Genomic DNA, 14535 nt, shown 5'->3' with positions numbered 1-14535 from the left:
TTTGCTGAAATGCTGAAGTCCAAGGGATCCATTCTATGATGGCGACGACCATTCAGGGATTCAGGGTTGGCGTTGCGGCCTGCTCCGAAGGGGATCCACCGTCAATCGTGAGCAAACGGCCGTCTGTTGGCAAAAGCCGGGTCAATGGCAGCGCCCATGCATCCAAGCCGGCCAATCTTGCCACCGAAGCGATCGCGACTTGACATTTCCCGAAATTTCTTCCACTCTGTCCAATTAGTCTTTACGGCTAGTCTTTGCAGCCACTTCGATCGCCCGTTTTGTCCCGATCGCGTCGTCCGCCTCAGCCTGTGACCGCGATCGCACTGTCATCTATCCAAGTTTCGATCTATCTATATATTAGGAATACTGGGTCAGCCCTCCGCCATCCATGACAACCCTTGTTATTGTCGAGTCCCCGACCAAAGCGAAGACCATTCGTAACTTTCTGCCGTCTGGCTATCAGGTAACGGCTTCGATGGGTCATATTCGCGACTTGCCCCAATCGGCAAGTGAGATTCCGGCGGCGGTTAAGGGCGAACAGTGGGCCCAATTAGGGGTCAACATTGAAAAGAACTTTGAACCCCTTTACGTCATTCCCAAGGACAAAAAAAAGGTCGTTAAAGAGTTACAAGACTCTTTGAAGCTGGCTGATGAATTGGTCTTGGCCACTGACGAAGACCGGGAAGGGGAAAGCATTAGCTGGCATTTATTGCAGGTTTTGAAACCGAAAGTGCCCGTGAAACGAATGGTCTTCCATGAAATTACGGAAGAGGCTATTCGATCGGCCATTCAAAACTGTCGCCAGGTGAACGATAACCTCGTTCATGCCCAAGAAACCCGCCGAATTCTCGATCGCTTGGTGGGCTACACCCTGTCGCCTTTGCTGTGGAAAAAAATCGCGGCGGGCCTGTCGGCAGGGCGGGTGCAGTCTGTGGCGGTGCGGATGCTGGTGATTCGGGAACGGGCCCGGCGAGCGTTCAAAACCGGAACCTATTGGGACTTGAAGGCGGCGTTGACCAGCTTGGACGATCGCCCCTTTGAAGCCAAGTTGGTGGCCCTGGACGGCAAAAAATTGGCCACGGGGGCGGATTTTGACGAAGCCACCGGGCAAATTGCGGCGGGCAAAAAGGTTGTTTTGCTCAACGAAGAGCAGGCCCAAACCCTGCGCGATCGCCTGCGATCGGGCGATTGGACGGTGGCGGACATTGAGGAGCGACCCAACACCCGCAAGCCATCGCCTCCCTTCACCACCTCCACCTTGCAACAGGAGGCGAACCGCAAACTGCGGCTCTCGGCCCGGGACACCATGCGCACGGCCCAAAGTCTCTACGAGCAGGGCTATATCACCTATATGCGAACCGACTCGGTACACCTGTCTCAACAGGCGATCGAGGCGGCCCGTGCTTGCGTGACGGAACTCTACGGCGCAAATTACCTGAGTCCCCAACCGCGTCAATATGCCACCAAGGCCAAGGGGGCCCAAGAAGCCCACGAAGCAATCCGCCCGGCCGGCAGCACGTTCCGCACACCGCAACAAACGGGCCTCAGCGGACGGGAACTGCAACTATACGATTTGATCTGGAAACGGACGGTGGCTTGCCAAATGGCCGACGCGCGCCAAACCTTCGTTTCGGCCCAAATTCGGGTGGAAAACGCTGAGTTTCGGGCCAGCGGCAAGCGGATTGACTTTCCCGGCTTTTTCCGAGCCTATGTGGAAGGGTCAGACGATCCCGATGCGGCGATCGAGGATCGGGAAGTGCTGTTGCCGCCCCTGACCAAGGGCGATCGGGTCAATTGCCAAGACCTGGAGGCTCTACGCCACGACACCCAACCCCCCGCCCGCTACACGGAAGCGGCCTTGGTGAAAATGCTGGAAAACGAAGGCATCGGCCGCCCCAGTACCTACGCCAGCATCATCGGTACGATCGTCGATCGGGGCTATGCCCAACAGCTCGGCAATGCCCTGGTTCCCACCTTCACGGCCTTTGCGGTGACGGGGCTTCTGGAAAATCATTTTCCTGACCTGGTGGACTTTGGGTTCACGGCCCAAATGGAACGCACCCTGGACGAAATTTCCACGGGCAAAACCTCTTGGCTGCCCTATCTGCGTCAGTTCTACTTGGGCGATGGGGGGCTGGATACTCAGGTGAAGGTGCGCGAAAGCGCGATCGACCCGGCCGAAGCCCGCACGATCGTTTTGGAAGATTTGAACGCCGATATTCGGATTGGGCGGTACGGAGCCTATGTGGAGGTCGTGGACGACCAGGGCGCAACGATCAAAGCCTCCCTGCCCAAGGATTTGACCCCGGCTGATCTAGACGCGGAGCAAATTGCCGCCCTGATTCGCCAAAAGACCGAAGGCCCCGCCTCGATCGGCAACCATCCCGAAACCGGCGAATCCATCTACGTGCTGACGGGAGCCTATGGGCCCTACGTGCAGTTGGGCGAAGTAACTGACGAAAATCCCAAACCCAAACGCACCTCCTTGCCCCGAGGCGTGACCCCCGAAAACCTGACCCTTGAGCTGGCTTTGGGTCTGCTCTCTTTGCCGCGCTTGTTGGGGCAGCACCCGGAGACCAGCCGCCCCGTCAAAGCCAGCCTTGGGCGTTTTGGCCCCTACATTGTTCACGACATGGGCAAGGACGGGGGCCAAGATTACCGATCGCTCAAGGCCGATGATGATGTCACCACCATCACCCTGGAACGGGCCCTGGAGCTATTGGCCCAACCGAAGGCCAGCCGCAGCCGCAAACAGAAAACCCCGCTTCGCGAGTTGGGCCCCCACCCGGACGATAACGAACCGGTGAACCTGTATCAGGGGCCCTATGGCATCTATGTCCAACATGGCAAGGTGAATGCGGGCTTGGCAGAAGGGCAAACCGTGGAGAGCCTGACCTTGGCGGAGGCGTTGGAATTGTTGGCGGCCAAAGCGGGCAGCAAGAAAAAGACTGCCCGTAAGACTGCGAGCAAAACCACGGGTAAAACCACGAAAACCACTAGCAAGACCGCTAGCAAGACGACGGGTAAAACCACCAGCAAAACCACCAAGGCCAAAACCGCAGACGCAGAAGCGGCCTCAGAAGCAGCTCCCAAAACCACTCGCACCCGCAAAGCCAAAACCACTGAGGACAAGGCCCCAGAAGGCGAAACCACCCGATCGACCCGATCGAGCAGCACTCGCCGCAAGGCTTCCTAAACCGTAATTCAGCCCCTAGGACTCTGGGTTTAGGATTCTGGGCTTAGAACTTTGGGGGCGATCGGGGAAATGGCGGAAAACCACCCTCCAGCGGGGCAATTCCCACCGCGTGCGCATCCCCAAATCCTTCCTAGAATTGAAGCAACGGCCGGTCTTCGGATTTCCAAACTCCAAACACCGATGCCGATTTCTTCTTTCGGTTTGGTGCTATGAATCAACTAAAAACCACGGTTTTGCTCGCCAGCATGAGCGGCCTGCTGATTTTTGCCAGCGGTCTTTTGTTTGGAGGTGCTCGCGGGGCCTTCCTGGGGCTGGTTTTGGCAGCGGTGATGAACCTGGGATCCTGGTTCTATTCGGACAAAATCGCTCTGGCGGCCTATGGGGCCCAGCCCGTGAATCGATCGCAAGCGCCCCACCTTTACGCCATGCTGGAGCAACTGTGCGATCGCGCGGGAATGCCCGTGCCCACCCTGCACATCATCCCCAGCCCGATGGCTAATGCCTTTGCCACCGGTCGTGACCCCAACCATGCGGCGGTGGCTGTGACGGAAGGGATTCTGGAAATTCTGCCGGAAGATGAGTTGGCGGCGGTGATTGCCCACGAACTCAGCCACATCCGCAACCGCGACACCCTGACTCAGGCGGTGGCGGCCACCATTGCGGGCGCGATTTCTTACCTGGCGCAGGCGGCCATGTGGTTTGGGGGCGATCGCGATCGGGGCAATCCGCTTGCAGGGTTGTTGGCCATGCTTTTGGCCCCGATCGCTGCCACGGTGATTCAACTGGGCATTTCCCGAACGCGGGAGTTTTCGGCCGATGCGGGAGCCGCAGAGTTAACGGGCGATCCGATGGCCTTGGCTCGGGCCCTGAAGCGCTTGGAAACGATGGCTGATGCCACCCGTTTGGAGGGTAATCCCGCCTTTTCGCCCTTGCTGATCATTAACCCCAGCGCCAAAGACTGGCTGCGCAACTTGTTTTCCACCCATCCTTCCACGGAGTCCCGAATTGCTGCGTTGGCCCGTTTGGCAGGACGCTAGAGAATTGGGTTAGTCCATTGCGTTAGGGATTTTTCTCGTTGTCTTTGAGGGGCGATCGGGTCGTGAAAGCGGTTCGATCGCCTATTTTTTGTGCAATTCTGATGATGAAGACTTTTGAGCAAGTTGCTTGAGTATCTTTCTGGGAATGTTGCGGGAATATTTTGCGGGAATATTTTTAAGAATGCTTTTCGAGATTATTATTCAGTCAATCCAGCAAGCAATCAGTTAAGTAATTAACCCAGCAATCAGCCAAGCAATTAACCCAGCAATCAACCAATTCATATCCGACTAATTAGCCGGCCGATCTTGTTCTTGTCTTGCCCAATCGCGCCATTCCTCGCTAGCTTGGAGAAGAGCGCCGAACGATTGCTGAACGATTAATGCTATTGGGGTTTCCCCGCCATGAACCTTGTGGATGCGTTGCCAACCTTTTCGATCGCCCTGCGCGAGGGGTTTGAAGCGGTTTTGATCATTGGCTTGGTGTTGGCCTGTTTGCAACAAGCGGGTCAAACCCACCTCAACCGATCGGTGGCTTGGGGGATTGTGGCGGGGTTGTGCCTGAGTGCTTTGGTGGGCGTTGGGTTGGCTGGGGTCTTCGGGGCCTTGGATCGATCGGTTGCCCCTTGGGCCCCCTTTTGGACTCAAGGCTTAAAAGTAATTCTGGGGGCGATCGCCATTGGTCTGTTGAGTTGGATGTTGGTTTGGATGACTCAGCAGGCCAAACAACTGAAAGGAGAGGTGCAATCCTCTGTGCAGCGGGCGATCGGGGAGCAAGCGGGGGCCTCCTGGAAAATTTTTGGCTTGGTCACGGCCGCCGTGCTGCAAGAGGGACTGGAAACGGTTATTTTCATTGCCGCCCAGTTTCAGGAAAGCCTCGGGGCCGCCGTGGGGGCGATCGCGGGTGTAATCGGAGCCGCCATCATGGGGCTGCTGCTATTCCGCTTTGGCATCAAGATTGACGTGCGCCGATTTTTCCAAGTGGTGGGCACAATTCTGCTGCTGGTGGTGGGCGCGTTGGTGATTTCCGTGCTCAAGCACCTGGACGCGGCGACGGTGCTTTGGGGGCAACTGCATCCTGCCTGGGCTGGCCTTTGTGCTATGGGGGGCGATTCCTGCTTGCTGGGGCCCCTGGTTTGGGATTGGTCAGCGACCTTGAGCGATCGGGTGTTGCCGGGTGTATTGCTCAAAACCCTCTTTGGCTACCGTGACCATCTCTACCTGGCTCAGGCGATCGGGTATGGCCTCTTCTTAGGCGGCGTGGGAACCCTTTACTTCCGCAGTTTGCGGGGCCAGCGCTCTCCTGCGGCCCCGGCCGGAGCTTCGCCGGCCCAGTCTTCTGCCCAATCGGGTCAAGGCTAGGGCCTGTCGTTAAATAGCCTGAAACAAATCGCCTGAAACCCTGATTCCACCTTTGGCAGATCGTGGAGGACAAGGGGCTTAGGCCCCTTGTTACGACGACTGGGACATGGAAAATCAATCGTTCGCTGATCAGCCAGTTCAGCCGCTGAATGAGCCGTTGAGTTGCCCCTAGGCCTTGGGCTTGAGATAGGCGATCGCGTGTCGCCAAACGATTGTAGGCTGGTCGTAATGGTCAACAATGCAGATGCAATCACTGTCCTGCCACCTCACCTTGCCTGCAATCAGGTCATTGGTCAGCAGCTTTAGTTCCACTTCTTGCTTATTCTTAATGGCTGTCTGCACTTGACGGGTGCTGGGCAGCCCAGTATTAAATTCTTCAGCCATAGGGAGTGCTCAATGGGACTTGCGTTTGCAAAGTATCACGGATTAGGGAATGACTTTATTCTGCTGGATAACCGCGATCGAGCAGAGCCAATTCTCTCGCCTGAGCAGGCCGTGCAACTGTGCGATCGCCATTTTGGCATTGGGGCCGACGGTGTGATCTTCGTGCTGCCCGGCGAGCAGGGAGCCGATTACACCATGCGAATTTTTAACTCCGATGGTTCCGAACCGGAAATGTGCGGCAATGGCATTCGCTGTTTTGCCAAATATTTAGCGGCCCTGGAAGGCCTGGACAACACCGAAAAAACCTACAAAGTCCACACGCTGGCGGGTTCCATTATTCCCACCATTCAGTCCGATGGCCAGGTGACTGTGGACATGGGCCAGCCGATTTTGGCGGCCGAGCGGATTCCCACCACCTTGGGCACAGCGGGCGAAACGGCCCTGGCCCGATCGCTCACGGCCGCTGGTCAGGATTGGACAGTAACCACCGTCAGCATGGGAAATCCCCACTGTGTCACCTTTGTGGAGGATGTGAGCGCGATCGACCTGCCCGCCATTGGCCCGCAAATCGAATGCCATCCGGCCTTCCCCCAAAAAACCAATGTGGAATTTGTGGAAGTGGTGCGGCGCGACTATCTACGAATGCGGGTTTGGGAGCGCGGCGCGGGCATTACGTTGGCCTGTGGAACGGGGGCCTGTGCAACACTGGTAGCAGCCGTGTTAAGTGGCCACAGTGATCGAGTGGCTACGGTGGAGCTTCCCGGCGGCCCATTGCAGATCACCTGGGATGCTGTGAGCGATCGGATCCTCATGACGGGGCCGGCAGAAGCGGTTTTTAACGGGGTGTGGAGGGGCTGGTGATCCGGCCCCGGGTCAAGTTAATCCGTCGCCAATGAGTCCGTCGCCCAAGCGGTGCTAAGGATTGGGGGCCGCCATGGCCCCCCGGCGATCACCAGTTCACGGCAGCAACTGAAGAGCAATAGGCATGAGCAGCGGAATTTACTTCGTACGCAATGATGGGCGACTCGTGGAGATGATGGAGCAGCCCTATGGGTCGGTGACGCTTCTTCAGGAACTCTTGGAAACTTACCCCAACCTATTGGCTGGCGATCGCAGCCTCATTAACCGTGATCAGGACTGGTTGGCCATCACTCGCCAGAACACGGTGATTTTTGATGACGAACGGGCCGATCGCTGGTCTCTGGATCGGATTTTTCTCGATCGCAGCGGTGTGCCCACGGTGGTGGAAGTATTTTGCAGCCACGGACGCGGTGGCGGTCAACAGGCCCAAGAGCTGATTGGCCAGGCGATCGAATATGCTGCGAACCTGTCGCAATATTGGCCGATCGAAACCATGCTGGCCCAATTTGAAGCCAACTGCCGCGCCAACGATCGGGATCCCGATCAAGTGGTGGAAGACTTCCTGGGCCATGACGAGGAAGAAGAGCGTTTTTGGCAACAGGTGAAAACTAACCTGCAAGCGGGCCGGATCCGAATTGTGGTGGTTTCCGATGCCCTCTCGCCGGAACTGGTGCGGACGGTGGAGTTTTTGAACGCCCAGATGGATCCGGCAGAGGTGCAGGCGATCGAGCTGCGCCAATACGTGAGCGATGAAGGATTTCGCACCCTCGTGCCCCGATTAATTGGGCGCATGACCGACTCCAAGAGCGCTTCCCCCGCCCTCGATCGGCGGCGTTGGGACGAAGACAGCTTCTTCCAAGAATTCAGCACCCGCCAGGGGGAAGACGAAGCCGCCATTGCACACCACATTTACGAGTGGTGCAGCGATCATCCCAATGTGGAGGTCTACTGGCGCACGGGCGACACCTACGGCGGGTTTGTGGCCATGTGTGATTTTGGGCGGGGCGAGTCCCATGAACTGTTCAAAGTGGGGATTGATGGGGGCTTGGAAATCAATTCCAGCACCTACGCTTCTTGGTATCCCTTCACGCGCCATGACGAATGGATGGAATTGCGCAGCCACTTCAGCTCGATCGGCCTGGCCCTCCCGCCGGACTCACGGGAGCGCCGGGCCCCCAACTTCAGCCTTTCAACCCTGCGGGATGAACAATCGCTCCGGCAGGTTTTTGAAACCTTCAGTTGGGTCTTGGAGCGGGTCAAACAGTCTTTGAATGACACCAAACGACGGGCAACCGATCGCGACTGGGCTGCTGGCTAAGATTCACGCAACCTGGCTCATACCCGCCACCTCGAAACATTGGGATAGCGGCTGCGAGACAGACACTGCGGAATAGAAACTGCGGAATAGAAACCGCAAAAAACAGCAAAGTAAAAACCTTGGGACTGACTGCATAAGGGTTTAGTTGAAACCCACTAGCAGCCTATTGGCAGGAGCGTTTGGAAACATGGTGGTTGCGGGCAACAGGAATATGGCACAAACGAACCAAGAACCTAGGAACGGAGAACCCTGGAGCATTGATCAGGTGCGTTCCCAATTCCCCGCCCTAGACAACAAAACCTATTTCAACTACGGCGGCCAAGGGCCACTACCCCAAGGATCCTTGGAAGCCATGGTGCAAGCCTGGCAGACGATGCAGCAACTGGGCCCCTTCAGCAGCGCCGTGGGCGATTGGGTTGATGCGCAACTGGCCGCCACCCGCCAAACCATTGCGCAGGAATTGCAGGTGAGTCCGGAAACGATCGCCCTGACTGAGAATGTGACGGCTGGTTGCAACATTGCCCTTTGGGGATTGCCTTGGCGATCGGGCGATCGGCTATTGATTAGCGATTCCGAGCATCCGGGGGTGGTGGCCGCCGCCCAGGCGATCGCCAAGCGTTGGGGAGTGACGATCGATCAGTTTCCCCTGCGCGATCGAGTCCCTGAGCAACCGATCGTGGAGGCCATTTTGGCCCATCTGCATCCCCAAACCCGCTTGGTGCTGGTGAGCCATGCCCTTTGGAATACGGGCGAAATTCTCGATGTGCAAGCCATTGCCCGCGCTTGCCGCCAGCAACAGCCCTCTGTGCAAATCCTGGTTGATGCGGCTCAATCGGTGGGCCTGTTGCCCTTGAATCTGTCGGAATTAGAGATTGATTTCTATGCCTTCACGGGCCACAAGTGGTGCTGTGGGCCCGATGGGTTGGGGGGATTGTATGTTAATCCCCGATCGAGCCTGGAGCCGACCTTCGTGGGCTGGCGTGGCATCACGGCTGATCGCCAGGGCAACCCCACGGGTCACAAAACCACCGGTCAGCGCTTTGAAGTGGCCACCTCCGCCTATGCGCTTGGGCTAGGTCTCCAATCGGCTCTGGACTTGCACCGCCGTTGGGGCACACCCCAGCAACGGTACGATCGAATCGTGCAGCTTGCTGGCCGCCTTTGGCAACATCTGCAAACCATTCCCCAGGTGGAATGTTGGCTGCCATACCCGCCGCCAACCGGCCTCATTTCCTTCAAGGTCAGCGGCTCCCACAACGCTCGATCGCTCGTGGCCACCCTGGAAAAACAAAAATACTTGCTCCGAACCCTGCCTAATCCCGATTGTGCGCGGGCCTGTGTTCATTACTTCACCCAAGAAGCGGAAGTCGATCAACTGGCGGAACTGATTCGATCGCTCGTAGCAGCCTAACTTTGACTTAACTTTGACCTATTTAACCTAACTGTTCGGCCTGGCATTTTAATTGAGCGATCGGCTTAATTGTGCGATCGACCGGGCGATCAACCGGGCGATCGACCGTAACAGCTTGCCAGAAATCTGGCCATACCTACCCCCCTCCAAACCAGATCAGAGCGGGGTAAATTTGCCATTAACCTTCCTCATTCATCTAGGAGAAAACCGCATGAAGCATGATTGGTTGCTGACTCTTTCCTCCTGGCCACAATCCCTAGCAAACAGCAATTCAGTTCACAATTCCAACGCAGCGGTCAGCAGTCTAGCGATCGGCAGCATTCCCGAACTGATTAATATCCTCATTATCCTGCTCTTGCTGGCAACCACCGTTGCCCTGGTGACGCAGCGGCTGAGAATTCCCTATGTCACCGGCTTGGTGCTGGCGGGGCTACCCATCACCGACTTGCTATCCCAGCGCCTTGGCCTGGATCCATCGCTGGTGCTCAATCTTTTCCTGCCAATTCTGATCTTTGAAGCGGCAATCAACACGGATATTAGTCGTCTTCGCAGCACCTTCAAACCGATCGCCCTGCTCGCAATTCCTGGCTCCTTGCTCTCCTCAGGGATCATTGCTGTTTTGGTGAAACTGAGCCTAGGGCTGGATTGGATTAATGCGCTGTTGATCGGTGTAATTTTGGCTAATACCGACACCGTTTCCATGATCGCGGTTTTTAAGGAATTGCGAGTGCCTTCACGGCTTTCAACGATCGTTGAAGGCGAAACATTATTTAACGATGCCGCCGCCTTAGTTTCCTTCAATCTGCTGTTGGTCATTTACTCCACCGGTAGCATTACCGTCAGTCAAGGCATCAAAGAGATGCTACTGGTTTCCCTGGGTGGTGCATTCCTAGGCGCAGTTTTAGGCTATCTTTGCTTGCCGATTTTTAATCGCCTGCAAGATCCCTTAAGCAGTTTGTTGCTAACTGTGGCATTGGCTTTAGGCACGTTTCAACTGGGCCAGTTTTTGGGTGTTTCCGGTGCGGTAGCCGTCGTGATTGCTGGTTTGGTTTTTGGTAATTTGGGTTTGCCCCAAGCCACATCAGCCTCCTATCGGATCACGCTGCTCAGCTTTTGGGAATATGCAGGTTTCAGTGTTAATACATTCATTTTTCTGTTGATTGGCATTGAAATTAATCCCCTCACCCTTTGGAAAATTCTCCCGGCCGTTATTTTGGTGATCATTGCCTATCAATTGGGACGCATCATCTCTGTTTATTCATTGCTGGCTGGCTTGCGCTGGTTCGATCGCCCGATTCCCCTCCGTTGGCAACATGTCCTAGTGCTCGGCAACATTAAAGGATCGCTGTCCATGGCATTGGCGATCGCTATTCCTGTGGGTTTTGTTGGCCGGGAATTCATTATTGAACTGGTTTTTGGGGCAGTCCTGTTTTCGTTGGTGATTCAGGGACTGGCATTGCCTTGGCTGATCAAGCAGCTCAACATCGGCCAAGGCAATGGCATATCCGAGGAAATTGGCCAATTACAGATTCAACTGATTGGGGCCAAGGCGGCGCAGGATGAACTTGCCCAGCTACTCAAGGCTGGCGTTTTACCAAAAGCAACTTATGAGGAGCTTTGGGCTGCTTATCAAGCCAAAGTCGCTGGATCAGAACGGGTTTTGAGGGAGGTCTATAACCAACACCAAGCCCATTTGGGTCTGCATTATCCCAACCAATTGGATGTGGTGCGAAGACAGTTAATTATTGCGGAAAAGGGTGCAATTAACGATGCCCTGCGCAAGCGAATTGTTCCGGAAGATGTGGTGCAACGCTACATCAAAGATTTGGATCAGAAGCTTCAGTCTCTGAACGATGACTAGCAGTGAGTCCAAGATATTTGATCATCGGCCGGACGAGTTCCGGCCGGGTCACAACCAAAATGGTGGAGCCAGCTTTCAAGACTGTTTGACCATTGGGAATTTCTAGGTTGCTACAGGCATGACTTTGATAACCAATGATCAGCGATCCCGTTGGAAAATCGGGATCTTGGGCAATCTGGGCCACCGTGCGATCGACCACATAACAATCATTGGGAACGGGCAGCTTGAGCACTTCAACCTGACCCTGTTCAAAGTGCATCATGGATTCCACTTCTGGGTATTCGATCGCGTTGGCCATCGTGGCCACTGCCAAATCAATGGTGCTGATGATGTGGCTAGCGCCGGCCAAACGATAAGCATCCAGAAACTCGCGATCGAGCATCCGAACAACAGTATGAGCAATGCCGTAGCTTTTGGATAAGGTGATGAGCGCCAAATTCAAGGCATCATCCCTCAGGGCTGCTACCACCGCATTGGCCTGCCGGATCCCAGCTTCCAGGAGCACTGCGGTACTGACTGCGCTGCCCTCGAAGGCCATCACCCCGATTTGTTCGCGAGCAAATCGACAGGCTAAGGGATCTTTGTCAATCACAGCAACGGTATGCCCCAGCTCTAGGAGTTGTTGGGCTAACCGCAATCCCATCATTCCTGCGCCGCCAATGAGAACGTACATGGTTGTTGTACTCGCCTCGCAAATCTTGGATATCTCAGGTTAGCGCAGAGATGAAATTGCTTCCTTAAGCCGATGAATTGAATGTATTCATCAAGGAAGCGTAATCCAAGATTAGAGCAAAGTTAAATCTCAAAAAGCGGTGAAAAATATGGCTCCAAAATTTCAATTTCGATTGCCAAAAATCGAGAACTTAATTTCAAGAACTAAATTCTAGAAACTCAACTTTAAGACCCAAACCTTGAGACCCAGATTTTGAGATTTGAATTTCAAGAACGGGGTTTCAAGAACGAGATTTCCCCAGGGGAGCCGTCTGGGGTTCGCATTGGCCTCCCAAGGCATTCACCACCGTGCAAGTATTGCTAATCAGCATGGTTTGATAGGTGGATCCGGCCGTGCCGGGTGCGCCGGGCCCGTCAATATAAAGCGGGTTGGGGGCCACCTGCACGCCGGCCTCGCGAGCGACGGTGGCGATCGTCTTGGGGTTGGTGGAAGCTTCTGCAAAAATGGCTGGCACATTGGCCGCCTTGACCAGTTTCACCAGTTCCGCCAACTTGCTGGGGGTGGGTCGCTCTTCGGTGCTCAGACCGCTGAGGGCCCCTTTCACCTCAAATCCATAGGCTTGGGCATAGTAACGCAAGGCATCGTGGGTGGTGATGAGTCGCCGTCGATCGGGCGGGACGGTGGCCACTTGGGTCTGAATCCAGCGATCGAGTGCTTGCAGTTCGCCGGTCAGGGCCTGGGCGGCCTGTTGATAGCGATCGGCTTGAGCGGGAATCAGTTGGCTCAGTTGGGCCGCCACGATCGCCGTTAGCTTTTGACCATTTTGGGGGCTGTGCCACACGTGGGGATCCGCCACTAATTCCGCCGTTTCCCCAGTGGCAGTTTTTGGATCTGCATCATGGTCGTGATCATGTTCCTCGGGCTTGGCGGCCGCTTCGGTTTTGTGGTCATGGTCATCTTCATGGCCGTGGTCGTGGCCGTGGTCATGATCATGGGCGGCCATCTTCAGCGGACTGGGAACAGCCTTTTCAAAAATTGCCACCTTGGGGCCCTGGGTGGGGGCGCTGGTGAGGGTTTTGGTTAACCCCCCTTCAAAGTCATAGCCGCCATAGAGCACGAGGCTGGCAGACTCGATCGCGGCGCGATCGCTGGGGGTGGGTTCGTAGGTGTGGGGGTCGCGGCCGGGTTGTACCAAACAGGTGAGGTCAATCGTCTCGCCCGCAATTTGCTGGGCCAAGTCGCAAACCACGCCGCCACTGGCCACCACCTTGGGGCGATCGGAATTGGTGGCGTTGGCTGCTTGGGTGCTGTTGCCATTGGGGGCTGTTGCCCCAGAGTTGGATCCAGTGCCGCAACCCGTTCCCAGCAGGGCCAGGCCAAGGGCGATCGCTGGCAGTTGCATCCGTCTGACTCCCCAGTTGCGTGATCGCAGTTCCGCCATGGTTCGAGTCATCCCACCCATTAATCACACCTAAGCTTGCGGTTATGCCTCTGGTTGGCCCACGCCCAGATTCAGAGGATTATCCAGAATGAGAATCATTCTCAATCACAAGCATAGAGCAATCGGCCAAGGCGAGTCAATGGCGAAGCGGGGCGATCAATCAGCAGTTTTTTCCCTGAGCAACTGCCTTGAATGGGGGCGCTAAATTGCTATTCTCAATGGCTGATGAATATTCACGGATGAATATTCACGGATGCCTAGAAAAAGAGATGGCTTTCCGGCTGAATATTGATTTCCATGGGAATTGCCTGCGGTTCTGCACTGAGAGCAAACAAAATGGCATCGGCCGCCGTTTCCGTGGACAGCATTTTGGTGCGATCGACCTTGAGGCTCACGTTGTCCCAAAAGGGTGAATCAATACCCCCAAAATAGAACAGTGTGACCTTGATCCCGTAGCGCCGGGCTTCATCGGCCATGCATTTGCTGAGGCCCGTGAGCGCAAACTTGGAAGCACAATAGGCCGCACCCATCGCCATAGAGTGCTTGCCCAAAATACCGATCACGTTGCAAATATGCCCCATCTTGCGATCTTTCATCACCTCAATGGCGGCTTGGCAAGTATGAAAACTGCCCTTTAAATTCACCGCCAACATTTGATCCAGATCGGCTTCCGTGAGCTTATTAAACTGTTTGAGAATTCCCGCGCCCGCCGCATTGACCAGCCCATCAATCTGACCAAATTGGGCGATCGCCTGGGTGAATAGATTCGCCACCTGAGCCGCATCGGTAATATCCGTGGGAACCGCCAACACCGTAGCTCCCGTTCCCCGCAGTTCCGCTGCGAGGGCCGCCAATTGTTCCGTTCCCCGAGCCGCCAACACCAACGAGGTTCCAGCCGCTGCCAGCTTGCGAGCCAGGGTTGCGCCAATGCCCCCCGTGCCGCCAACAATGACGATTACTTTGCCTTTGAGCTTGCTTTGCCAGTCTTGCACGA

The 14535-nt window shown here is 55.7% G+C and carries 11 protein-coding genes; 7 read left to right on the top strand and 4 right to left on the bottom strand.

What is annotated here, in order from left to right:
• Positions 1-388: 388 nt before the first annotated feature.
• From topA to H6F46_RS01110, 3 genes are all read left to right on the top strand, one after another.
• A complete protein-coding gene (topA, locus tag H6F46_RS01120; protein ID WP_190354829.1) occupies positions 389-3196 on the top strand; it encodes a type I DNA topoisomerase in 2808 nt (935 codons plus the stop codon).
• A gap of 209 nt (positions 3197-3405) precedes the next feature.
• On the top strand, positions 3406-4233 hold the full coding sequence (locus tag H6F46_RS01115; protein ID WP_099532704.1) for a M48 family metalloprotease: 828 nt from the start codon (positions 3406-3408) through the stop codon (positions 4231-4233).
• A gap of 402 nt (positions 4234-4635) precedes the next feature.
• Positions 4636-5592, top strand: coding sequence for an FTR1 family protein (locus H6F46_RS01110; RefSeq protein WP_190354828.1), 957 nt, complete (start codon positions 4636-4638; stop codon positions 5590-5592).
• Between the two features lie 168 nt (positions 5593-5760).
• Here the strand turns inward: H6F46_RS01110 and H6F46_RS01105 are convergent, their stop codons facing one another.
• Positions 5761-5976, bottom strand: coding sequence for an RNA-binding protein hfq (locus H6F46_RS01105; RefSeq protein WP_099532706.1), 216 nt, complete (start codon positions 5974-5976; stop codon positions 5761-5763).
• A gap of 12 nt (positions 5977-5988) precedes the next feature.
• Here H6F46_RS01105 and dapF point away from each other — a divergent pair, with 12 nt between their 5' ends.
• The 4 genes from dapF (at position 5989) to H6F46_RS01085 (ending at position 11427) form a co-directional block, all read left to right on the top strand.
• A complete protein-coding gene (gene dapF / locus H6F46_RS01100; protein WP_190354827.1) occupies positions 5989-6837 on the top strand; it encodes a diaminopimelate epimerase in 849 nt (282 codons plus the stop codon).
• 124 nt (positions 6838-6961) lie between these two features.
• Positions 6962-8155, top strand: coding sequence for a hypothetical protein (locus H6F46_RS01095; RefSeq protein WP_099532708.1), 1194 nt, complete (start codon positions 6962-6964; stop codon positions 8153-8155).
• Between the two features lie 211 nt (positions 8156-8366).
• Positions 8367-9566, top strand: a complete 1200-nt coding sequence (locus H6F46_RS01090) for an aminotransferase class V-fold PLP-dependent enzyme (protein WP_190354826.1) — start codon at positions 8367-8369, stop codon at positions 9564-9566.
• A gap of 211 nt (positions 9567-9777) precedes the next feature.
• Positions 9778-11427, top strand: coding sequence for a sodium:proton antiporter (locus H6F46_RS01085; RefSeq protein WP_190354825.1), 1650 nt, complete (start codon positions 9778-9780; stop codon positions 11425-11427).
• Here the strand turns inward: H6F46_RS01085 and H6F46_RS01080 are convergent.
• From H6F46_RS01080 to H6F46_RS01070, 3 genes are all read right to left on the bottom strand, one after another.
• Positions 11384-12100: a TrkA family potassium uptake protein gene (locus H6F46_RS01080; RefSeq protein WP_190354824.1), complete on the bottom strand. Its 717-nt coding sequence runs from the start codon at positions 12098-12100 to the stop codon at positions 11384-11386. The genes H6F46_RS01085 and H6F46_RS01080 overlap by 44 nt on opposite strands.
• Before the next feature lie 280 nt (positions 12101-12380).
• Positions 12381-13553 (bottom strand): metal ABC transporter substrate-binding protein, encoded by a 1173-nt coding sequence (locus tag H6F46_RS01075; protein WP_190354823.1) that lies wholly within the window; start codon positions 13551-13553, stop codon positions 12381-12383.
• A 245-nt stretch (positions 13554-13798) separates the two neighbouring features.
• Positions 13799-14533, bottom strand: a complete 735-nt coding sequence (locus tag H6F46_RS01070; protein ID WP_190354822.1) for an SDR family NAD(P)-dependent oxidoreductase — start codon at positions 14531-14533, stop codon at positions 13799-13801.
• Positions 14534-14535 lie beyond the last annotated feature (2 nt).

This window comes from Limnothrix sp. FACHB-1083, from assembly GCF_014696485.1.
Lineage (GTDB): Bacteria > Cyanobacteriota > Cyanobacteriia > CACIAM-69d > CACIAM-69d > CACIAM-69d.
This window is presented reverse-complemented; position numbering and strand designations above follow the sequence as displayed.